The sequence below is a fragment of the Massilia sp. KIM genome, assembly GCF_002007115.1.
Taxonomy (GTDB): Bacteria; Pseudomonadota; Gammaproteobacteria; order Burkholderiales; family Burkholderiaceae_D; genus Telluria.
This window is the reverse complement of sequence record NZ_MVAD01000001.1, coordinates 2,614,412-2,635,244: the sequence shown is the minus strand read 5'-3', so window position 1 is coordinate 2,635,244 and position 20,833 is coordinate 2,614,412. Positions and strand designations below refer to the sequence as shown.

General features: G+C 68.1%; 16 protein-coding genes. 8 read left to right on the top strand and 8 right to left on the bottom strand.

Annotated features, from left to right (window positions below; genetic code table 11):
* The first annotated feature begins 8 nt into the window (after positions 1-8).
* The 6 genes from B0920_RS11455 (at position 9) to B0920_RS11430 (ending at position 6,523) form a co-directional block, all read left to right on the top strand.
* Positions 9-674 carry a CoA pyrophosphatase gene (locus B0920_RS11455; protein ID WP_078032617.1) on the top strand — a complete coding sequence of 222 codons (666 nt, stop codon included), beginning with the start codon at positions 9-11 and terminating at the stop codon, positions 672-674.
* Between the two features lie 92 nt (positions 675-766).
* Positions 767-1,726 (top strand): CobD/CbiB family protein, encoded by a 960-nt coding sequence (locus B0920_RS11450; RefSeq protein ID WP_078032616.1) that lies wholly within the window; start codon positions 767-769, stop codon positions 1,724-1,726.
* A 104-nt stretch (positions 1,727-1,830) separates the two neighbouring features.
* On the top strand, positions 1,831-2,184 hold the full coding sequence (locus tag B0920_RS11445; protein WP_078032615.1) for a DUF3579 domain-containing protein: 354 nt from the start codon (positions 1,831-1,833) through the stop codon (positions 2,182-2,184).
* A 98-nt stretch (positions 2,185-2,282) separates the two neighbouring features.
* Positions 2,283-2,732: a CBS domain-containing protein gene (locus B0920_RS11440; protein WP_078032614.1), complete on the top strand. Its 450-nt coding sequence runs from the start codon at positions 2,283-2,285 to the stop codon at positions 2,730-2,732.
* Between the two features lie 143 nt (positions 2,733-2,875).
* Positions 2,876-5,614, top strand: coding sequence for a pitrilysin family protein (locus tag B0920_RS11435; RefSeq protein WP_078032613.1), 2,739 nt, complete (start codon positions 2,876-2,878; stop codon positions 5,612-5,614).
* Between the two features lie 117 nt (positions 5,615-5,731).
* Entirely contained in the window at positions 5,732-6,523 is a 792-nt protein-coding gene (locus tag B0920_RS11430; RefSeq protein WP_078032612.1) for an SDR family oxidoreductase, read from the top strand.
* Positions 6,524-6,704: 181 nt separating this feature from the next.
* Here B0920_RS11430 and B0920_RS11425 read toward each other — a convergent pair whose 3' ends face one another.
* The 7 genes from B0920_RS11425 to B0920_RS11395 all read right to left on the bottom strand — a co-directional run bounded on the left by B0920_RS11425 (position 6,705) and on the right by B0920_RS11395 (position 15,095).
* A complete protein-coding gene (locus B0920_RS11425) occupies positions 6,705-7,445 on the bottom strand; it encodes a GntR family transcriptional regulator (RefSeq protein ID WP_078033387.1) in 741 nt (246 codons plus the stop codon).
* Between the two features lie 24 nt (positions 7,446-7,469).
* Positions 7,470-8,540 (bottom strand): flavodoxin family protein, encoded by a 1,071-nt coding sequence (locus B0920_RS11420; RefSeq protein ID WP_078032611.1) that lies wholly within the window; start codon positions 8,538-8,540, stop codon positions 7,470-7,472.
* Between the two features lie 317 nt (positions 8,541-8,857).
* Positions 8,858-10,174, bottom strand: a complete 1,317-nt coding sequence (locus B0920_RS11415; protein ID WP_078032610.1) for a hypothetical protein — start codon at positions 10,172-10,174, stop codon at positions 8,858-8,860.
* Between the two features lie 445 nt (positions 10,175-10,619).
* Positions 10,620-12,113, bottom strand: coding sequence for a beta-N-acetylhexosaminidase (gene nagZ / locus B0920_RS11410; protein ID WP_078032609.1), 1,494 nt, complete (start codon positions 12,111-12,113; stop codon positions 10,620-10,622).
* Between the two features lie 2 nt (positions 12,114-12,115).
* Positions 12,116-13,126 (bottom strand): SIS domain-containing protein, encoded by a 1,011-nt coding sequence (locus B0920_RS11405; RefSeq protein WP_179119184.1) that lies wholly within the window; start codon positions 13,124-13,126, stop codon positions 12,116-12,118.
* A gap of 8 nt (positions 13,127-13,134) precedes the next feature.
* Entirely contained in the window at positions 13,135-14,220 is a 1,086-nt protein-coding gene (gene nagA, locus B0920_RS11400; RefSeq protein ID WP_078032608.1) for an N-acetylglucosamine-6-phosphate deacetylase, read from the bottom strand.
* Positions 14,217-15,095, bottom strand: a complete 879-nt coding sequence (locus B0920_RS11395; protein WP_078032607.1) for a BadF/BadG/BcrA/BcrD ATPase family protein — start codon at positions 15,093-15,095, stop codon at positions 14,217-14,219. Before B0920_RS11395 ends, nagA begins: the two co-directional genes overlap by 4 nt.
* A gap of 273 nt (positions 15,096-15,368) precedes the next feature.
* Between B0920_RS11395 and B0920_RS11390 the strand changes: the two genes are divergently transcribed.
* A complete protein-coding gene (locus B0920_RS11390) occupies positions 15,369-16,220 on the top strand; it encodes a helix-turn-helix domain-containing protein (protein WP_179119141.1) in 852 nt (283 codons plus the stop codon).
* Between the two features lie 21 nt (positions 16,221-16,241).
* On the opposite strand, the gene B0920_RS11385 is transcribed toward B0920_RS11390, so the two are convergent.
* The gene (locus B0920_RS11385; RefSeq protein WP_078032605.1) at positions 16,242-17,903 is read right to left on the bottom strand and encodes a DUF4394 domain-containing protein; all 1,662 of its coding nucleotides are present in this window, start codon (positions 17,901-17,903) and stop codon (positions 16,242-16,244) included.
* A gap of 228 nt (positions 17,904-18,131) precedes the next feature.
* On the opposite strand from B0920_RS11385, the gene B0920_RS11380 reads away from it, so the two are divergent.
* Positions 18,132-20,711, top strand: coding sequence for an ATP-binding protein (locus B0920_RS11380; protein ID WP_078032604.1), 2,580 nt, complete (start codon positions 18,132-18,134; stop codon positions 20,709-20,711).
* Positions 20,712-20,833: the final 122 nt, after the last annotated feature.

Below are 20,833 nucleotides of genomic sequence, written 5' to 3'. Positions count from 1 at the left end.
AAGCCCAATTGGTCAAGCTCGTATTCGACCCCACCCAGATGCCCGTGGCCGGCCATGCCGGTGAGGCCGCGGTCCCGGCCGCGCGCCTGACGCCCGAGGCCTTGCGCGCCCGTTTCGCGCAAACTTTGCCCTGGGACCCGGAAGTCTCCGAAGAATCGCTGTCCCTGCGCGGCCAGAGCCTGCGCCGCGCCGCCGTGCTGGTGCCGCTGGTGATGCGCCCCGAGGGCGTGACCGTGCTGCTGACGCGCCGCACCGAGCACCTGTCCAGCCACGCCGGCCAGATCAGCTTCCCGGGCGGCGGGGCGGAGGAGGGCGACTCCTCCCTGATCGAGACCGCGCTGCGCGAGGCCGAGGAAGAGATCGGACTGCACCGCCGCCACGTCGAGATCATCGGCGTGCTGCCCGAGCACCTCACCATCAGCGCCTTCCGCGTGACCCCAGTGGTGGCCCTGGTCGAGCCGCCGGTGGACCTGCAGGCCGACCCCGGCGAGGTGGCCGAGGTGTTCGAGGTACCGCTGGCCTGGCTGATGGACGGCATGCACCACCAGCGCCGCACCCTCGACCTGCCGGAAGGCGTGCGCCGCAGCTTCTACGCCATGCCCTACGAGCAGTATTTCATCTGGGGCGCGACCGCCGCCATGCTGCGCAACCTGTTCCATTACCTGCGCGCCTGAGCCGGCGCGCGGAACCCCGGATTTGATTCCAGCCGCCTTCTCCGTTAATGTAGCGGGCAGTTGTAATGCAATAACAAAAAAGGGTTTCCTGAATGACATTTTTCTCCATCCTGTGCGCGCTGCTGATCGAGCAGCTGAAACCGCTGCGCGCCGACAACCAGGTCTACGCTGGCGTCAAGGCCTTCGCCATGCGCATCGAGAGCTGGTTCAACGCGGGCGAGCAGCGCAATGGCCGCATGGGCTGGTTCCTGATGATGGCGGCCCTGATGCTGCCGACCTGGCTGGTGTACTGGGCCTGCATGCGCTACAACCTGGTGTTCCTGGCCTTCGCCTGGAACGTCCTGATCGTCTACCTGACCCTCGGTTTCCGCCACTACAGCCATTACTTCACCAATATCCAGCTGGCCCTGAACAACGGCGACGAGGCCACCGCGCGCACCCTGCTGGCCGAGTGGGCCCGGATCGACACCGTGGGCATGGACAGTAGCGAAATTACACGGGTGGCGGTGGAGAAGGCCTTGATCACCACCCACCGCAACGTGTTCGGCGTGTTCTTCTGGTTCCTGATGCCGCTGGGGCCGGCGGGCGCCGTGATGTACCGCGTGTCCGAATACCTGGCGCGTGCCTGGAACGAGCCGGACCACATGCGCAACGAAGCCTTCGGCCAGTTCGCGGCCAAGGCCTTCTACTGGATCGACTGGATTCCGGTGCGCCTGACCGCGATCGCCTTCGCCGTGGTCGGCAACTTCGAGGACGCCATCTATGCCTGGCGCAATTTCGCCGGCCGCTGGGCCGACGAAGCCAAGGGCATCATCCTGGCCGCGGGCGGCGGCGCCATGGGCGTGCGCCTCGGCTCGCCGCTCGAGAACGCGCCCCAGCTGCTGCCGGCCGATGCCGCCACCGTGGACCTGAGCGACAGCGAGGCCGATGTCCTGCCGGGCGAGGAGCCGAACATCCGGGCCCTCCAAAGCACGGTAGGCCTGGTGTGGCGCGCCCTGATATTATGGATGATCCTGCTGCTGCTCACCTCGAGCGTCGTCTGGCTCGGCTGAAACTGTGGCGCAGCGGGCCTCGTCCCCAAGTCTTCTATAAGATATAATACTGAGCTGAGGTTGTTCTCATCCACGCAGTACTTTCTGTTTGAGCAAGCAGCACTATGGCCGAGTTAGCGCACACCACGGATCAGGAACAAGCAGGCGAGTTCTTCATCCTGGGCATCACGAACAAAGGCAGGCAATTTCGCCCGAGCGACTGGGCGGAGCGCCTGTGCGGCGTCATGTCCTGCTTCTGCCCGGGTTCCTCGGGCCTGGATGCGCACCTGAAGTTTTCGCCTTACGTGCACCCCACCGTGGTCAACGGCACCAAGGCGGTGGTGGTGAGCCACAAGCTGCAGCAGGTCGAACCGATGGCCTACCACTTCGTGAACAGCTTCGCCAAGGACAATGACCTGCAAGTGGTCGACGCCTGCTTCGTGCCCCTGCCTGGCGAAAAGAAACCCAGCGCGGCCTGATCCGCACTTGCCCGATTCCAAACTGGCGCTTTGATACATATCAAAGCGCCAGTTTTGTTTCGGCCTAGCGTGATTGGATAGCAATCCGCGAGGACACCATGCACATCGGCGACATCTGCACCGTCCACACCGTCTACTGCACGCGCGAGGAGACCGTGCAGGGCGCGGCCCTGCTCATGCGCAAGTACCATGTCGGCGACCTGGTCGTGATCGATTCGGACGGGGCGGGCAGCGCCCCGGTCGGCATCATCACCGACCGCGACATCGTGGTGTCGGTCATCGCGCCCGGGCTCGACCCGGCCAGCCTGCAGGTGGGCGACATCATGAGCGAAGAACTGCTGGTGGCGGGCGATACCGACGACGTCTACGAGACCATCGAACGCATGCGCCTGCACGGCGTGCGCCGCCTGCCGGTGGTCGACGCCAGCGGCAACCTGAGCGGCATCGTCAGCGCCGACGACCTGCTCGAATTCCTGGCCGAGGAAATGGGCGAACTGTCGCGCATCAGCGGCTGGCAGCAGGCCCACGAAAAACGCGTCCGTCAATAAGCAGTCCAAGGCGCCTCCCAGGCGGGGCCGCGCGTCCACGCGCGCACCGCAAGCCCGCGACACCCCCATCCTCTGCTACCATCCCGATGATCGGCGGCCCGCCCCCACGCCCGCCGCACCAGTGAAGGGATCCCATGGATTGGATGAGTATGAAACGCGGCCCGGCCGCGCAAGTCTGGCTGGGCGTCGCCGCCTTCGTCATCAGCGGCGCCGCCTGGAGCGCCCCCTTGCCCAAGGGCGTCACCCTCGGCCCCTCGGTCGAAGGCATCACCGAATACCGGCTGGCCAACGGCCTCAAGGTCCTGCTCTTTCCCGACGCCTCGCGCCCCACGGTCACGGTCAACGTCACCTACCTGGTCGGCTCGCGCCACGAGAACTACGGCGAGACCGGCATGGCCCACCTGCTCGAACACCTGCTGTTCAAGGGCGCGAAGAACAACCGCGACATCACCCGCCAGTTCTCCGAGCGCGGCATGCAGTTCAACGGCACCACCTCGCTCGACCGCACCAATTACTACGAGGTGTTCCAGGCCTCGAAGGCGAACCTCGACTGGGCCTTGCAGATGGAAGCCGACCGCATGGTCAACTCCTTCATCGCCGAGAAGGACCTGGCCTCGGAGATGACCGTGGTGCGCAACGAGTACGAGAGCGGCGAGAACTCGCCCGGCGCCGTGCTGTTCAAGCGCATGCAGAGCATCGCCTACGACTGGCATGCCTATGGCCGCGCCACCATAGGCAACCGCAGCGACATCGAGAACGTCAAGATCGCCAACCTGCGCGCCTTCTATAAAACCTACTACCAGCCCGACAACGCGGTGCTGCTGGTGGCCGGCAAGTTCGATCCGGACTCCACCCTGGCCAGCATCAACCGCCTGTTCGGCGCGATCCCCAAGCCCAGGCGCACGCTGCCCGCATTCTGGACCGTCGAGCCGACCCAGGACGGCGAACGCAGCTTCGCCGTGCGCCGCCACGGCGACGTGCAGATCGTCGCCGTGGGCTACAAGATTCCTTCGGACCTGCACGCGGACAGCGAGGCCATCGGCTTCGCCAACGAGATCCTGGGCGACGTGCCCAATGGCCGCCTGCACAAGCTGCTGGTCGAAAGCGGCAAGGCCAGCCAGGTGTTCAGCTTCGGCCAGACCGGCTATGCGCCCGGCCTGCAGTTCTTCGGCGCCGTGGTCAAGAAGGGCGAGCCACTCGAGCCGGTGCGCGAGGCCCTGACCCAGGCGGTCGAGGAGTTCGGCGCCAGGCCGCCGAGCGAGGAGGAGATGGAGCGGGTGCGCCGCACCTACCTCAACACCTTCGAGCGCAGCCTGAACGACCCGCAGGCGGTGGGCGTGGCCCTGTCCGAGGTGATCGCGCTGGGCGACTGGCGCCTGTACTTCCTGAGCCGCGACCGCATCCGCAAGGTCGACGCCCAACAGGTGGCCGCCGCATCCAAACGCTATTTCCTGCGCAGTAACCGCATCACCGGCAGCTTCATCCCGGAGGATGCGCCGCAACGCGCCATGATTCCGCCCGCGCCGCCGGTCGACCAGTTGCTGAAGGATTTCAAGCCGGCCGCGTCCTCGCTGGTGTCGGAAGACTTCGAGCCCAGCCAGCAGAACATCATGAAGCGCACCCAGCTCACCAGCGCCGGCGGCGTGAAGCTGGCGCTGCTGCCCAAGAAGAACCGGGGCGAGACCGTGACCGTGGACCTGCGCCGCCACTTCGGCGACGAGAAGAACCTGTACGGCAAGGGCGCGGTGCCCGCGCTCACGTCCGCGATGCTGATGCGCGGCACCACCCGCTATAGCCGCGCCCAGCTCGCGGACGCCTTCGACAAGCTCAAGATCACGGGCAGCCCGAACCACTTCCAGACCACGCGCGCCAACCTGGCCGAGGCCTTGCGGCTGGTGGCCCACGTGCTCAAGGAGCCGGCCTTCCCCGAGAACGAGTTCGAGCAGTTGCGCCGCCAGTCGCTGGTGGGCCTGGAAGCCAGCCGCGGCGAGCCGGAGACGGTGGCCGCGCGCGCCCTGGCCAGCCACTTCGACCAGTATCCGCGCGGCGACGTGCGCCACGAGAACACGCTGGACGAGGACATCGAGGATATCAAGGCCGCGCGCCTGGACCAGCTGAAGGCCTTCCACCGCGAGTTCCACAATACGCATCCTGCCGAGATGGCGATCGTGGGCGACTTCGATCCCAAGGAAATCGCGCCCCTGGTGAAGGAATTGTTCGGCGACTGGAAGGCGCCCGCCAACGTGGCGCCGGTGGTGCGCCGCCATGCCGAGGTGGCGCCGGTGGCGCGCACCCTGAACACCCCGGACAAGGAAAACGGCTTCTACGTGGCGCGCATGAACCTGGACCTGAACATCGAGGACCCGGACTACCCGGCGCTGATGCTGGCCAATTACATCTTCGGCGAGGGCGGGCTGAAGTCGCGCCTGATGGACCGCATCCGCCAGCGCGAAGGCCTGTCCTACGGCGGCGGTTCCGACCTGGCGGCGGGCGACCTGGACCGCGCCGGCGCCTTCACCATCAGCGCCATCGCCGCGCCCCAGAACCTGGCCAAACTCGACGCCGCCGTGCGCGCCGAGCTGGCGCGGGCGGTGAAGGAGGGCTTCACGGCGGCCGAGCTGGCCGGGGCCAAGTCCGGCCTGATGCAGCAGCGCATCCAGACCCGGGCCAACGATGGCGCGCTGGCGGCCGGCTGGACCTCCTACCTCTACCGCGACCGGACCTTCGACTGGTCGGCCGAGTTCGAGCGCAAGCTGATGGCGGTCAGCTTGCCCCAGCTGAACGCGGCCTTCCGCAAGGCCATCGATCCGGCCAAGCTGTCGGTCTTCATCGCCGGGGACCAGAGCAAGGCGGGCCAGGCGCCGCCGCCCCGCGCCCCGTAGAGACAGGTTTGCAACAACCGGCCGGGAAAACCCGGCCATTTGTGACAGGCGAAACCGCGTGCGTTAAAATGTTTCCCTTTGGCAGCATACGTTGCGCAGTTTCATCCTGGGAGTATCATGAAGGGCATCAGCAAGCAGCAGCCGGAAGCGGGGATCTCGTTTTCGGGCAAGGTCGTTCTCGTCACCGGGGCCGCGAGCGGCATCGGGCGGGCGGTCGCGCTGGCCTTCGGCCGGGCCGGCGCCTGCGTCGTCGTGGCGGACACCTCGATCGAGGGTGGCCATGCGACGGCGGCGATGATCGTCGAGTCGGGCGGCAAGGCCTTGTTCGTACAGAGTAACGTGGCGCGCGCCGCGGACGTGGAAGCGCTGGTCGAGAAGACCATCAACTACTACGGCCGCCTGGACTACGCGGTGAACAATGCCGCGATCGACGAGGAAGGCCAGCCGCTGGCCGAGGGCGAGGACGAGCAGTTCGACCGCATCATGGGCGTCAACGTCAAGGGCGTGTGGCTGTGCATGAAGCACCAGCTGCGCCAGATGCTCAAGCAGGGCGGCGGAGCGATCGTCAACATGGCCTCGGTGTCGGCCCTGGTGGCTTCGCCCAACCGCGCCATCTATGGCGCCAGCAAACATGCGGTGGTCGGTTTGACCAAGAGCGCGGCGGCGGAATACGCGCGCAGCGGCATCCGCGTCAACGCCCTGTGCCCGGCGGCGGTCAAGACGCCGATGCTGGCCCGCGCGATCGAGCGCGATCCGGGCATCGAGAAGAAGATCAAGTCGGCGACCCCGGTCGGGCGCGTCGCCGAGGCGGCGGAGATCGCGAATGCGGCGTTGTGGTTGTGTTCGGATCAGGCGTCGTACGTCAACGGGCATGAACTGGTGGTGGATGGCGGTTTAACGGCGGTGTGAGGCGGGCTACGGGTCTGCATGCAACTTGGGTCCCCGCCTTCGCGGGGACGACGTGCTGTAGCACGTGTCCGAAGTTGGCGCCGTCCGAAGTCGCTGCCCACATCTTTCTATCAGCTCCAACCAACGTCGTCCCCGCGAAGGCGGGGACCCAAGTTTAGCCGCGCACCACGAACGCCCCCCATCACCCCGCATTCAACTCCGCCACAAAGTCATACATATCCCCCCTGAAGTAAGACCGGCAAAACTCCACCGCCCGCCCATCGCGCAGGAAGCCCAGTCTCTCCACGCACAATCCCGCATCCCCCTGGCTGGCCTGCAGCAGCCTGGCCTGCTCCGCGTTCAGCAGCAGCGCCGACAGGCGCTGCAAGGCCCTGACCGGCCGGTTCCCGGCCGCCTCCAGCGCCTCGTACATCGATTCCCCCACCGCCTCCAGCGAGGGCAGGGCGGCCGCCGCGATGGTCGCGTATTCGAGGCACATCGGCAGATCGTCGGCGTAGCGGATGCGGTGGAAGCGGTAGACCCGGGTCCCGGGCGACAGCCGCAGGCGCAGCGCTTCCTCGGGCGTCACCAGGCCCTCGGTGCGCTTGAGCCACTCGCTGCGCGGGGTCTTGCCGCGCGAGCGCATGTCTTCTGAAAAGGAACTGAGCTTGGCGAAGTTCTTCTCGATGCGGGTGTTGATGAAGTTGCCGGAACCCGGACGGCGCACCAGCAGCCCTTCCTCCACCAGGCCGTCGATGGCCTTCCTGACCGTGATGCGCGAAATGCCCAGCTCCTGGGCCAGCTGGCGCTCGGCCGGCAGGGCGGCGGCCGGACCCAGGGCGCCTTCGTCGATCGCCTGGCGCAGCGCGCGCTGGAGCTGCTGGTAGAGCGGCAGCTTGGCGCTGCCGGCGATGTTGTACATGAGTTGGGCGAGTGGCGTCATGCGGCGCATGATACCAAAGCGCCTTTACTTGGGACGCGGGTTGCGCAGGGCATGGCTGACCACCCGCACCCGGCCGGCGCGCACTTCCTTCACCGCTTCGAGCACGGCGCGCGCGACGTTGCGCACCTCCTCCTGCACCGCCATGTCGCGGTCCAGGTGCTCGTGGCTGTCGGCATAGTTTTCGTAGTAGCCGACGTAGCGGTCGAGCTGGCCGAAGCTGCCCGAATCCACCAGCCCCATCCAGTTGAGCCAGTCCGACAGCGCCCGCCGCGTGCCCTCGATGCCGGCCACGTCGCCGTGCACCACCAGGCCGAAGGCGCGCCCGGCCAGGTGCTTCGGGTAATCCCAGCCGCGCTGCTCGATTTGCTTGGCAAGCTCGGCCTCCTTGCCCTGGGTCGAGCTGGGGTCCGGATTGCCGCCGTCGGCGCACACCAGGCGGTCGATCATCAGCTTGAGCACCGCCGGGGCCTGGTACCAGTAGACCGGGGTGACGATGATGACGCCGTGGGCCGCCACCCAGCGCTCGTAGATCTCGTTCATCCAGTCGTTGGTCTGGCGCTCGGCGTGGTTGGGGTAGCAGCTGCAGGGCCAGTGGCAGAGCGGCATGGCGGTGGAGACGCAGGCCTTGCAGGGGTAGATGTGGCGGTCGTAGTCCGAGATCTGCAGGCTCAGGTCGAGCACGTCGGCCTCGACGCCCCCGCTCTCGAGCACCTCGCGCGCCAGCATGGTCATGCGCCAGCTCTTGGACATCTCGCCGGGGCAGCTGCCGTCGTTGCGCGCCGAGCCGTTGATGAGCAGGACGCGGCTGGGGGTCGCGGGGTCCTTCTGGCGCTGCTCGGCGGCCAGCAGGCGCGCGTGCGCCTCCTTCCATTCGACCGAGAGGTCGTAGTCCGGATCGGCGAAGCCGGGGCCGGCCTTTACGGTGCGCGGGGATTTGTTGCTGTCGGCATAGGCCTTCCAGGCGACGTCCTCGACGGCGGCCAGCTCGCGGTCGATCTGCTCGTAGGCCGGGTCGTAGAAAGCGCGGCGGAAGCGCAGGTGGAATTCGTTGCGGTCCAGCTTGGCGGGCGCCTGGCCCTTGCGTACGGTCGTCATGGGAGCTCCGGGTAATCGCGGCCATTATGGAGCGGCCTCGGCCGGGCTTATGTGCGGGTACGCACGATATGGCAGGGGAAGCGGGACGGAGCGGGGACAGCTTTGCCGGCAGGCGGCCCGGTTAACGAAAAAAGCCGGGCAGGCGCCCTAATGCCGTTCAGTTAGCGCTTGAGCGTCGTCCCGGCGGAGGCCGGGACCCAAGTTTGCGTCCGTGTCTGCGCAGGAGAACTTGGGTTCCGGCCTTCGCCGGAACGACGGTTTCACGGCTAACTTAACAGCATTAGGGCAGGCGACCGGCTTTCATTACAGCAAGCAACTTACTGGGCAGCGGTCTGGGCGCCGCCGCCGCGCTGCTGCTGGTTGATCAGCATGATCCAGTACTTGGCCAGGTCGCCGGCGCCGCCGCCGCCCTTGACGGTCTCGAAGGTCTTGATCGCGTCGGCCTGCTTGCCGGCGCGAACCTGGGCCATGCCCAGGCGCAGCTTGGCTTCTTCCGGATTCTTCAGGCCGCCCTTGGCGATACCCTGCTGGATGAAGGGCACACCCTTGTCGCCCTGGTCCATGGTGGCGTAAGCCCAGCCCAGGTTGACCAGGCCGGCGCCGGTCTTGGCCTTGGCGGCCGCGGCTTCGCCGGCGGCGATGGTCTTGGCGTCGTCGGCCGCGCCCTTGGTCGCCTTGTCGCGCAGGGCGGTGTGGGTCTTGGCGTTGCCGCCCTTGCCCAGCACGCCGTTGGCGAAGCCGGCGTCCATCACCTTCTTGGCTTCGGCCGGGAAGCCGTCGCGCATGGCCAGCTCGGCCAGGTCGACGTACTCTTCCGGCGCCATCTGCTTGACGGCGGCGAATTCCAGGCGGTACACGTTGACCATGTTGGTGTTGGCGTCGAAGCCCGGCTTGCGCGCCACGCCGCGGTTCAGCAGGTCGGTCCAGAAATCGTCGTTCGGGTAGTAGTTGGCCAGCTTCTCCAGGCCCACCAGGTAGGTCGCGTCATCCTTGACCTTGTTGGCCGCCGAGGCCAGCAGGCGCAGGTCTTCCTCGCTCGGGGCCTTGCCGGCCTTTTCCAGGTCGTTGATCAGCGGCAGCAGTTCGGTCTTCGCGGTCGCGAAGTCGCCGCTCAGGTAGTAGGAGCGGATCAGCGAGGGGCGCACTTTTTCCGGGGTCGAGCTTTCCTTCTGGTAGCGCTTGAACCACTCGATCGCCTTCGGGTAATCCTTGGCGTTGAAGTGCATGTTGGCCATGGCCTGGATGAAGTTAGCCTGTTCTTCAGGCTGCAGGCGGCCCGAGTTGATCACGGCTTCCAGGGCCGGCAGGGTGATCGCGTTGTTGTTGGTGGCCGAGCCGAGGGTCAGCTTCATGCGGTTGAGCACGAAGTCTTCGTAGGGGGTGCGGTTCGGGATGGCTTCGGCCTGGGTGACGCGGTTCTGGATTTCGGCGTAGTTCTTGGCGTCCATCAACGGCTTGATCGCGGCCGGGTCGAGCAGCTTGAACAGCTCGGGGCGCACGGTGTCCTTCGGCGCTGCGGCGGCTGCCGGCGCGTCGGCTTTTTGCTGGGCGTGGGCACTGGTCATCAGGGCCGGAGTAGTCAGGCCGACGGCGGCCAGCATCAGGCAGAGGCGGGCAAGACGGAATTGAGCCATGGAGTATCCTTCAATCAAGACAAAAAATGAGCGACGTGCGCTTTCGCCAATAGTGCGAAAATGCCATCTTGGACAAAGCGTGCATTGTCCCACAAACTGCATTCTCGGGCTCGGCAATTGTGCCGCAGGGCGCGGTGGGCGCGTGCATACGGTTACATAGCGTTACCACGAGTGTCATGGGGAGCACGCGTGCAGGGGTAGTAACGCTTGAGTGGGGTGGATGGTTGAATCGTGGGTGTGAAATTGTGTGCCCGACCCATCTAGGCCTTGATGGCACAGAAGGCTCTACAAGGCTTTGTTAGCCCCAAGACCGTCGTTCCGGCGAAGGCCGGAACCCAAGTTTGTTTGATTGGCTGCTCAGCTGAACTTGGATTCCGGCCTTCGCCGGAATGACGGTCTTGAGGCTTGCGACTACAAAATGATCCGCTGGTCTGCGAACCTTAAATCAGTTGAAGCCCGGCACCGGGCAGCGGCCCGATGCTTCGATCTCCCCACCCAGCCAGGCGACCGCAGCCTCCACGGCCGGCGGCGCGAAGCCATAGGTCATCACCGCCGGCGCAGCGAAGTCCAAGGCCTGATACGGATTCCACAAAGCAATATGCAGATCCGGCTTCCAGGTCGCGCGCGCATGTGGGCCGTAGCGGCGGCGCGAGGTCGAGGCGAGGATGGTGAAGCGTCCGTCCTGGGGCAGGGCGCTCCAGTCGAAGGTCTCGGGGTCGGCGAAGGTCGTCAGCTCCACCTCGTACAGGCGGCCCAGCGCGGCGGCGATCTGGGCGGCCGGCACGCCGGCTTCCGACACCCCATCGCTGACCACATCCTGGCGCGCCACCAGGCGGATCTTGCTCCCTTTGGCCGGACGCTGCGGCTGGCCCAACAGGCTCAGGCCCGCGCGCCAGGCGCGCGCCATCAGGGCGCGGTCATCGCTTTCCTGCGCGTAGGCGAGCGCGCCGGCCGGATGCGCCTTGGCCAGGGCCGACAGGCGCGCCAGGCGCGCTTCGACTTCGGGCAGCGGCAGCAGGCCGTCGCGGATCGCGGCGGCGATCGCATGCACGGTCTCGACCTGGGTCTCGCGCGACCCGATCGCCATCACCATGTCCGCGCCCGCGACCAGCGCGTTGGCGGCGGCCTGGCCGGCGGCGTAGCGGTGGGCGATGGCGTGCATGTCCATGCCGTCGGTGATGATCACGCCCTGGTAGCCGAACTGCTCGCGCAGGATGCCGGTCAGGATGCGGCGCGACATCGTGGCCGGGTGCTCGGGGTCGAGCGCCGGGTAGACGATATGGGCCGTCATGACCGCCGGCGCGTGAGGCGCGGCGATGCGGAAGGGCGCGAACTCGAAACGCTCCAGCTCCGCCAGCGGCTTGTCCACGCTCGGCAGGTCGCGGTGCGAATCGACATGGGTGTCGCCGTGGCCGGGGAAGTGCTTGACGCAGCAGGCCACGCCTTCGCGCTCGCTGCCTTCCATCCAGGCCAGGGCGATGCGGGTCGCGGTCTCGGGGTCGGCGCCGAAGGAGCGCTCGGCGATCACCGGGTTGTGCGGATTGTTGTTCAGGTCCAGCACCGGCGCGAAGTTCCAGTTGAAGCCGAGGGCGCGCACCGCGCGCGCCACGGCCGCGCCGACTTCGCGCGCGAGATCCGGATCGTTGGCCGCGCCGAGCGACATGGCGCTCGGCGGGGCCGGCACCCAGGTCGAGCGCACCACGGCGCCGCCTTCCTGGTCGAGGCCGATCAGGGCCTCCGGCCCCATGGCCTCGCGCAGGGCCCCGGTGAAGCGGGTCAGCTGGGCCGCGTCCGTCATGTTCTGGCGGAACAGGCAGGCGCCGCGCACCTTGTGGGCGCGCAGGAAGGCCTCGGTGTCGGCATTGAGTTCGGTGCCGAACAGCCGCACCATCATCAGTTGGCCGGCAAGGTCGAGATAGTCTTGTGCGGGTGCGTTCATGCTCAGTTGGTCTTGGTGACTTTGCTCAGGTGGCGGGGACGGTCCGGGTCGAGGCCGCGCGCTTTCGACAGGCCGGCCGCCATCACGTAGAAGGCCTGCACCGCGGCGATCGGATCGAGGTCAGGGATGGCCGCCGTCGGCAGGGTCAGGTCGCGGCTGGCGATGTCCGCCGGAGCGGCGAGCAGCACGCGCGCGCCACGGCCACGCATTTCCTCGGCCAGGGCCACCAGGCCGGCCTGGGCCGGACCGCGGGTGGCGAAGATCAGCAGCGGATAGCCTTCCTCGATCAGGGCCATCGGGCCGTGCTTGATCTCGGCGCCGGAGAAGGCTTCGGCCTGCAGGGCCGAGGTTTCCTTGAACTTGAGGGCCGACTCCAGGGCCACCGGGAAGCTGATGCCGCGGCCGACCACCATGATGTTGCGGGCCGGGGCCAGCACCTCGATGGCGGAGGACCAGTCGGCCTTGGCGGCGTTCGCCAGCGCCTCGGGCAGGGCCGCGATGCCGTCCTTCAGTTCGGCGTCGTCCTGCCACTCGGCCACCAGGCGCGCGCCGGCCACCAGGCTGGTGATGAAGCTCTTGGTCGCGGCCACGCTCTGCTCCTTGCCGGCGTGCAGGGGCATGGTCCACTCGGCGGCTTGCGCCAGCGGCGAATCGGCATCGTTGACCAGGGCCACGGTGGTGGCGCCGCCTTCGCGGAAGTAGCGGATCGGCTCGACCACGTCGGGGCTCTGGCCCGATTGCGAGATCGAGATCGCCAGGGTGTCGCTGGCCTTGATCGGCGATTTGTACAGGGTGATGAGCGACATCGGCAGCGAGGTGACCAGGTGGCCCGTGCGCGCCATGGTCAGGTAGGCGAGGTAGCTGGAGGCGTGGTCCGAGCTCCCGCGCGCCACCGTGACGGCGCTGTGGAAACGGGGCGAACGCAGGGTGCGGCCCAGTTCCGCATAGCGGTCCTGGTCCCGGGACAGTTGCAGAGCGACGCACTCACTGGCGGACAGCGCTTCCTGGAGCATCAACGAGGTCACAAGGCTTCTCCTTCGATATAAACGGCTTTGATATTCAATTCGCGGTCGAGCACCACGAAGTCGGCGTGGCAGCCCGGCGCCAGGCGTCCGCGGCGGGTCTCGCCGAGGTAGTCGGCGGCGTGGGTGGAGACGCGCGCGCTGGCTTCTTCCAGCGGCAGGCCGATCTTCACCAGGTTGCGCAGCGCCTGGTCCATGGTGAGGGTGCTGCCGGCCAGGGTGCCGTCGGCCAGGCGCACGCCGCCCATGCACTTGTGGACCACCTGGCGGCCCAGCATGTATTCGCCGTCCGGCATGCCGGCGGCGGCGGTGGAGTCGGTCACGCAGAACAGCTTGGGAATGCAGCGCAGCGCGGTCTTGATCGCGCCCGGGTGCACGTGCAGCAGGTCGGGGATGATCTCGGCGTATTCGGCATGCGCGAGCGCGGCGCCGACCATGCCGGGGTCGCGGTGGTGCAGGCCGGGCATGGCGTTGAACAGGTGGGTGAAGCCGGCCGCGCCGTGTTCGAGGGCGCTGACGCCGACCTCGTAGTTGCCGTTGGTGTGGCCGATCTGGACCCGGATGCCGGCGTTGGCCAGCTGGCGCACCAGTTCCATGTGGCCGTCGATCTCGGGCGCCACCGTGATCAGGCGCATGGGCGCCTGGTCGTCGAAGCTCTTGACTTCGTCGAGGGTGGCTTCGCGCGCGAAGGGCGGCTGGGCGCCCAGCTTGCCCGAGTTGATGTAAGGGCCTTCCAGGTGCACGCCGAGGATGCGCGCTTCCTTGCGGCCGCGTTCGCGGCAGGCCTTGCCGATCGCGTCCAGCGCCACGCGGATGTCTTCCAGCGGCGCGGTCATGGTGGTGGCCAGCAGGCTGGTGGTGCCGTGCTTCGCGTGCAGGGCGGCGATCACGTGGGGGGCGTCGCCGCCTTCCATCATGTCGCGGCCGGCGCCGCCGTGCACGTGCACGTCGATGAAGCCGGGCAGGATGTAGTCGTCGCCGTTGCCGTCGGGGTGGACCGGGTCGCCCGAGATCTCGTCGATCAGCACGCCGTGGCGCAGCTCGCCGTGGATCCAGCCGTGCGGCGTGAGGATGTTGCCTTTCATGCTTGCGCTCCTTGCAGGTGCAGTTCGATCATGCGCAGCGCGCCGGCGGCGGAATCGCCGTGCGGCGGGCTGCAGCGGGCCAGGGTCTCGGCCGGCAGGTAGGTGCGCAGCACCTCGCCCAGGCCGCCGCACAGGGACAGCGGCAGCGTGCCGGTCGGGTCCAGCGCGCGCGCGATGCTGGCCACTTCGCGGCCCGCGTGCTCGAGGATGCCGAGCGCCACGGGGTCGGTGGAGCCGTGCGCCACCACGAAGCGCGCCAGGCTGGCGTAGTCGGTCTGGGTGGCCTTGCCGAGCCAGACCTGGATGGCGTCGCGGTTGCCGCCGCAGGCCTGGATCAGGTCGTGGGCGAACTCGCCGCCTTCGACGCGGCCGTCCAGCACCTGCTCGATGTGGTTCAGGGCGCGCAGGCCCATCCAGGCGCCGCTGGCTTCGTCGCCGGCCGGGAAGCCCCAGCCGCCGACTTCGACGCGGGCGCCGTCGGCGCGCAGGGCCTCGCCCACGCTGCCGGTGCCGATCGCCACGATGGCGCCGGGGCGGCCGCGGTGCGCGCCCATCAGGGTCGAATAGCCGTCGGTGTCGAGCACGAAGGCGGCGTAGCCGGGATTGGCGGCGCTGAAGGCGGCCGCCCACTCCTTGTTGTGCACCCCGGCCAGGCCCAGGCCGATGCCGCAGGAAGCCATGGGGATGCGGTCGATGCCGATCGCCGCGAAGGCCTGGGCGACCGCGTCGTTGATCGCGGCCCAGGCGTTCTCGATGCCGTGGCGCAGGCCGGAAGGACCGCTCGCGCCCTGGGCCAGTTCCGAGCCGTCGGGGAGCGCGAGGCGCACGCGCGTGCCGGTGCCGCCGCCATCGACGCCGATGAGATAGTCGATCATGGTGTGTGAGTTGAAGGGAGGTCAGCGCACTATAGGCAGGCCCTGCGGCGCTGTCAACAGGTATTTAAGTGGTATGCAAATTTCCTCTGCAGATATCTCCTCATAGCCGCAGGTTATGAATGTAAATCCCTGATTTTCCGAAGAAATTAATTGGTATTGTTTTTGGTATTGTTGAGGTGGTGATGACCTCTCAGGTAATCGCGCATGCATGGCGCTTTGCGCACAATGGACGCTTCGGCCACAATCGGGGGCGCTTACTGGACAGGAGACGGCATGGAAGGACACACACAAGCGGCTGGAGCCCGGTACTTCAGCGACTTCGCGGCGGCCCTGCGCTACTGGCGCGGCAAGCGCGGCGTCAGCCAGCTGCGGCTCTCGCTCGACTCCGGGATCTCGCAGCGCCACCTGAGCTTTCTAGAAACGGGCAGGGCGCAGCCGGGCCGCGACCTGATCATCAAGCTCGGCCTGGCGCTGGATATCCCGCTGCGCCAGCGTAACGCGATGCTGCTGGCGGCCGGCTTCGCCCCGGCCTACCGCGAGCGCAGCCTGTCCGACCCCGAGATGGAGGCCGTCAAGCAGGCGCTCGACTTCATGCTGCGCCAGGCCGCGCCCTATCCGGCCTTCGTGGTCGACCGCCTGTGGAACCTTGTGATGGCGAACGAGCCGGCGCTGCGCATGCTGCGCTTTTTCCTCGACCTGCCGTCGCATGCCCCGATCCCGCGCGACGGCTCGATCAACGTGATCCGCTCGACCCTGGCCCCGGATGGCCTGCGGCGCTATCTCGACAACTGGCAGGAGGTCGGCGCCGACCTGCTGCAATGGGTGCAGCGCGAAGCCATGGGCGACGGCCCGAACAGCGAAGCGGCGCAACTGCTGGACGAGCTGATGGCGCTGCCCGGTCTCGCCGAAGCGGCCGCCCAGCCCAACCTGGAGCGCATGGCCTTGCCCTTCCTGCCCCTCATTCTGCGCAAGGACGGGGTGGTGCTGAACCTGTTCAGCACCATCACCACGCTCGGCACCCCGCACGACGTCACGGTGCACGAGCTGCGCCTCGAATCCTTCTTCCCGGCCGACGAGGCCAGCCGGATGTGGTTCCGGCGCCAGGCCGGCGAGGAGCCGGCCTGAACGCGGATTGCCCGACGCCGATCAGCGCGGGGTGATGGCGATGGCGATGTCGGTCAAGCCGGTCGCGCCGCTGCCGATCGCAGAGGCGGCCGGGGTGGCGGCGCCGTTGACCAGGGTCGCGGCGCCGGTGGCCAGGTCGATGCGGTAGAGCGAGCTCGGACCGGTGGCGCTGGTGCGCAGGGCGGCCAGCACCAGGCCGTTGGCGCCGCCGGCGATGTCCATGCCCACGTCGCCCGCGATGCTCACTCCCAGCGCGCCCACGTTGGCCAGGGCGCCGTCGTTCGGCGGGTTCTGCACCGCCAGGCTGGCGCCGGCGGTGTCGAGGTCGAACAGGGTGGTGCTGGTGGCGCCCGCGAAGCTGTTGGTATAGGCCGCGCCGGTGACCGCCGGCGCCGCGCCGCTGCGGTTGATCGGGGTGTCGGTCGAGGTGGCGCCGGTGTCGACGTTGATGCGCAGGTTCTGGCCGGTGTTGCCGATCACGCGCAGGCGGTCGGCCGCCGGGTTGAAGTCGGCCGCGAAGGCGGTGCCCGCCAGCGCCGTGAAGGGCGCGCTGGTGTCCGCCGGGTCGGCCGCCATGCTGGCCTTGACGCTGGCCGCGCCGGTGGCCGGGTTGATGGTGACGATGCGCGCGTTGGAGGTCAGGCCGTAGAGCAGCCCGTCCTTCGGGCGGATGTCGATGCCCAGCAGGCGCTCGCCGGTGGCCAGGCCGGTGATGGCGACATTGGCGTCGATGGTGTTCGGGCTGGACGCCTTGAAGCTGAGCAGTCGGCCATCGTCGCCCAGGCCATGGACCAGCGGCGCGTTGGGCGAACGCAGGGTCAGGCCGCGCAGCTCTTCGTTGATGGCCAGCGCGCCGACGCGGGTGACCGGATTGGCGCTGGCCGCCAGGTCGATGGCGTACAGGCCGCGCGTGCCGCCCACCGTCATCACGGTGTAGCCGGTATTGGTGCGGGCGTCGATGTCGAAGCCACCCAACTGGCTGAAGGCGCCCAGCGCGACCGGCGCGCTCAGGGCGCCGGTGGTCGGGTTCTGGATGAACAGGGTGGTGTTGGCCGGATCGATCACGTACAGGGTGGTAGTGGCTGCGCCGGCGAAGCTGTTGGTGTAGCCGGCCGCGGTGACGGCCGTGTTGGCCGGGCCGCCATTCAGGTTGCCGTCGGTGGCGGTCACGCCGTTGTCGACGTTGATGCGCAGGCTCTGGCCGGTGTTGCTGACCACGCGCAGGCGGTCGGCCGCCGGGTTGAAGTCGACGCCGAACTCGGTGCCAGCGAGAGCCGTGAAGGGCGCGCTGGTGTCGGCCGGATCGGCCGCCAGGGTCGATTTCAGGGTCGCGGCGCCGGTGCGGCCGACGATGGTGTAGATGCGGCCGCTGCTGCCGACGCCGTACAGCTGGCCGTCGGCCGGGCGGAAGTCGATGCCGATCAGGTTCTCGCCCGGCTGCAGGCCGGTGACGGTCGCGGTGGTGCGGATCGTGCCCGGCGTATCGCGGTTGAAAGTGACGATCTTGTTGCTGGCGGTGAGCACGTAGACTTCGCCCGGCTCGGCCGCTGCGGGCGGGTTCTGGGGCGCCGGCTGTGCGGGCTGGGTGGCGACGGGGTCGTCACCGCCGCTGCCGCCGCAGGCGGTGAGGGCGAGGGCGATGGCGGAGGCGAGAAGCGAGCTTGCGAAAGTAGGTTTGTGCATGTCTTATCCTTGAAAGCGTGGGTCGAAGGGGCTCCGCAATCGCAGAGCACATCCGTAATACGTAGCCACGCGCCAACCGGATCACGCCTTGGCCAGGATTTTTTTTCGGTCCCTTGCGCCGCCCCGCCGAAGGGTCGAGCGCGGCAGCGCGCTTCGTGAAGAAGTGCTATCGTTGCGCAGACCCGGCCGGGGGAGCCGGGGCTCAACCACGACACTGAACAAGAACGCATGCACAAGCTCGATCCAGGATCCCGGTCACGAACCGCCTTCGCCGCCGGTGGCGGGGTGATGGGGCAGGTGCTGCGCGGCTTCGACTGGTCCGCCACGCCGCTTGGGCCCCTGGAAGCCTGGCCGCAGCCGCTGCGCACCCTGGTCGGGGTCATGCTGGCCTCGCAGCAGCCGATGTACATCGCCTGGGGCCCGGAACTGCGCATCCTCTTTAACGACGCTTACCGCGCCGTGTTCGGCGCCCGCGCCGAGCACCCGGAAACCCTGATCGGCCGTCCTTTCTCCGAGGTGTGGGCCGAGGTCTGGCACGTGGTCGGGCCGATGCTGGCCGAGAGCATGGCGGGGAGTCCGGTCCATGGCGAAGACCAGCTCTTCACCTTGCAGCGCCACGGTCATCCCGAGCAGGTCTACTTCAATTTCTCGGTCAGTCCGGTGCTGCTCGAAGACGGGACGGTCGGCGGCGCGTTCTGCGTGTGCGGCGAGACCACCGGCAAGGTCGCTTCGCAGCAGGAGCGCGACGCCGCCCTGGTCGAGCTGGAGTCGAGCAGCGAGAAGCTGCGCGTGGCGCGCGACATGGCCGAGGCCAACGCCTTGTTCCGCACCTTCTTCGACCAGGGCATTCATTTCGCCGCGCTGCTCGCCCTCGACGGCCGGGTGCTGGAAGTGAACCGGGTTTCGGTCGAGGCCTGCGGCTACCGGCGCGAAGACGTGCTGGGCCGGCCGTTCTGGGAATGCGGCTGGTGGTCGCCCTCCGACGCGCTTGCCCGCATCGTGCGCGACAGCGTGGCCGCGGCGGGCGAGGGCGCCACCGCGCGCCACGAACTGCCCTACTATATCGCCGACGGCGCCCAGCGCTGGACCGACATCGTGTTCACGCCGGTGACGGGCGAGGACGGGGTGGTGCTGTCGGTGGCCGCCACCGGCGCCGACATCACCGAACGGCGCCAGGTCGAAGAGCGCCTGCGCCTGCTGGACGCGATCGGCGAGGCCACCCGCATCGCCGTCGAGCCCCTCGCCATCATGGAGGAGGCGACCCGCCTGCTGGGCGAGCACATGGGCGTGACGCGCGTGGCCTATGCCGACCTGGAGCCGGACAACGACCGCTTCACCATCCGCCACGACTGGACGGTGGAGGGCGCGATCAGCACCGTGGGCGTGTATTCGCTGGACCTGTTCGGTTCGCGCGCGAGCGCCGCGATGCGCGAAGGGCACACCCTGCAGATCGCCGACATCGACGCCGAACTGGCGGCCGGCGACGGCCTCGAGATGTTCGCCCGGATCGGCATCCAGGCCATCATCTGCTGCCCGCTGGTCAAGGGTGGCAAGCTGGTGGCGATGATGGCGGTGCACCAGGACCGTCCGCGCGCCTGGAGCGCGAGCGAGGTGGCGCTGGTGGAAGCCGTGGTCGAGCGCTGCTGGGCCCACATCGAGCGGGTGCGCTCGACCGAGGCGCTGCGCGAGGCCGACCGCCGCAAGTCCGAATTCCTGGCCACCCTGGCGCACGAGTTGCGCAACCCGCTGGCCCCGGTGCGCAACGGGCTGGAAATCATGCGCATCGGGTCGGGCAACCCGGCCGTGATGCAGCGCGTGCGCGAAATGATGGAGCGCCAGGTGAACCACATGGTCCACCTGATCAACGACCTGCTCGACATCGCGCGCGTCTCCAGCGGCAAGCTGGTGCTGCAGAAGGAGCTGATCGACCTGCGCGACGTGATTTCGATGGCGGTCGAGACCAGCCAGCCGCTGGTCGACGGCGCGCGCCACACGCTCGCGGTGAGGGTGCCGGATACGCCCCTGCGGGTGGTCGCCGATGCGGTGCGCATCAGCCAGGTGCTGAGCAATTTGCTGTCGAACGCCGCCAAGTACACGCCGCCGGGCGGGCGCATCGCGTTGAGGGCGCGGGCCGAGGATGGGCATGCGCTGGTCGAGGTCGAGGACAACGGCGTCGGCATCGCGCAGGAGTCGCTGGGCGCGGTGTTCGAGATGTTCAGCCAGGTCGCGCGCAGCATCGACCGCAGCAACGGCGGGCTGGGAATCGGCCTGTCGCTGGTGCGGCGCTTGCTGGAGCTGCATGGCGGCACGGTGTCGGCCGGCAGCGCGGGGCCGGGGCAGGGGAGCACCTTCTGTGTGCGGCTGCCGCTGGCGCCCGCGGCGTCGCAGTCCGCCGCGCCGGTCGATGCCGCGCCGGACACCCATCACGCGTCGGCCCGGCCCCTGCGGGTGCTGGTTGCGGACGATAACCTGGACGCGGCCGAGACCCTGTGCTCCCTGCTGGCGATGGCGGGGCACGAGACGCGCACGGCCTACGACGGCGTCCATGCGCTGGAAGTGGCGGCGGGCTTCCGGCCGGATCTGGTGTTCCTCGATATCGGCATGCCGCGCATGGACGGCTACGAGGCCGCGCGCCGCATGCGGCAGCTGCCCGGGATGGAGAAGGTGATGCTGGCGGCGCTGACCGGGTGGGGCGCGGCGGAAGACCGGGCGCGCTCGCGCGAGGCGGGCTTCGACCACCATCTGCTCAAGCCGGCGATGCCGGCGGAGGTGGAGGCGGTGGTGGCGCAGGCGCAGGAGGCGGATTGAGCAGCCGTCTGGCTGGAACTGTACGGGACAATGCGTGAATTTGTCGTCAAGCGCCTGGCAACACTTTATGATGCCTGACTTGAACAATCCAGTACGCGAAGCCAATATGAGCGTCCGCTGTC

Excerpts from the sequence above, each read along its gene's own strand:
- B0920_RS11450 (WP_078032616.1), top strand. The coding sequence starts at position 767 with ATGACATTTTTCTCCATCCTGTGCGCGCTGCTGATCGAGCAGCTGAAA.
- B0920_RS11385 (WP_078032605.1), bottom strand. The coding sequence starts at position 17,903 with ATGCACAAACCTACTTTCGCAAGCTCGCTTCTCGCCTCCGCCATCGCC.
- B0920_RS11390 (WP_179119141.1), top strand. The coding sequence starts at position 15,369 with ATGGAAGGACACACACAAGCGGCTGGAGCCCGGTACTTCAGCGACTTC.
- B0920_RS11430 (WP_078032612.1), top strand. The coding sequence starts at position 5,732 with ATGAAGGGCATCAGCAAGCAGCAGCCGGAAGCGGGGATCTCGTTTTCG.
- B0920_RS11415 (WP_078032610.1), bottom strand. The coding sequence starts at position 10,174 with ATGGCTCAATTCCGTCTTGCCCGCCTCTGCCTGATGCTGGCCGCCGTC.
- B0920_RS11420 (WP_078032611.1), bottom strand. The coding sequence starts at position 8,540 with ATGACGACCGTACGCAAGGGCCAGGCGCCCGCCAAGCTGGACCGCAAC.
- B0920_RS11440 (WP_078032614.1), top strand. The coding sequence starts at position 2,283 with ATGCACATCGGCGACATCTGCACCGTCCACACCGTCTACTGCACGCGC.
- B0920_RS11425 (WP_078033387.1), bottom strand. The coding sequence starts at position 7,445 with ATGACGCCACTCGCCCAACTCATGTACAACATCGCCGGCAGCGCCAAG.
- B0920_RS11380 (WP_078032604.1), top strand. The coding sequence starts at position 18,132 with ATGCACAAGCTCGATCCAGGATCCCGGTCACGAACCGCCTTCGCCGCC.
- B0920_RS11445 (WP_078032615.1), top strand. The coding sequence starts at position 1,831 with ATGGCCGAGTTAGCGCACACCACGGATCAGGAACAAGCAGGCGAGTTC.
- nagZ (WP_078032609.1), bottom strand. The coding sequence starts at position 12,113 with ATGAACGCACCCGCACAAGACTATCTCGACCTTGCCGGCCAACTGATG.
- B0920_RS11395 (WP_078032607.1), bottom strand. The coding sequence starts at position 15,095 with ATGATCGACTATCTCATCGGCGTCGATGGCGGCGGCACCGGCACGCGC.
- B0920_RS11435 (WP_078032613.1), top strand. The coding sequence starts at position 2,876 with ATGAGTATGAAACGCGGCCCGGCCGCGCAAGTCTGGCTGGGCGTCGCC.
- B0920_RS11405 (WP_179119184.1), bottom strand. The coding sequence starts at position 13,126 with ATGCTCCAGGAAGCGCTGTCCGCCAGTGAGTGCGTCGCTCTGCAACTG.
- nagA (WP_078032608.1), bottom strand. The coding sequence starts at position 14,220 with ATGAAAGGCAACATCCTCACGCCGCACGGCTGGATCCACGGCGAGCTG.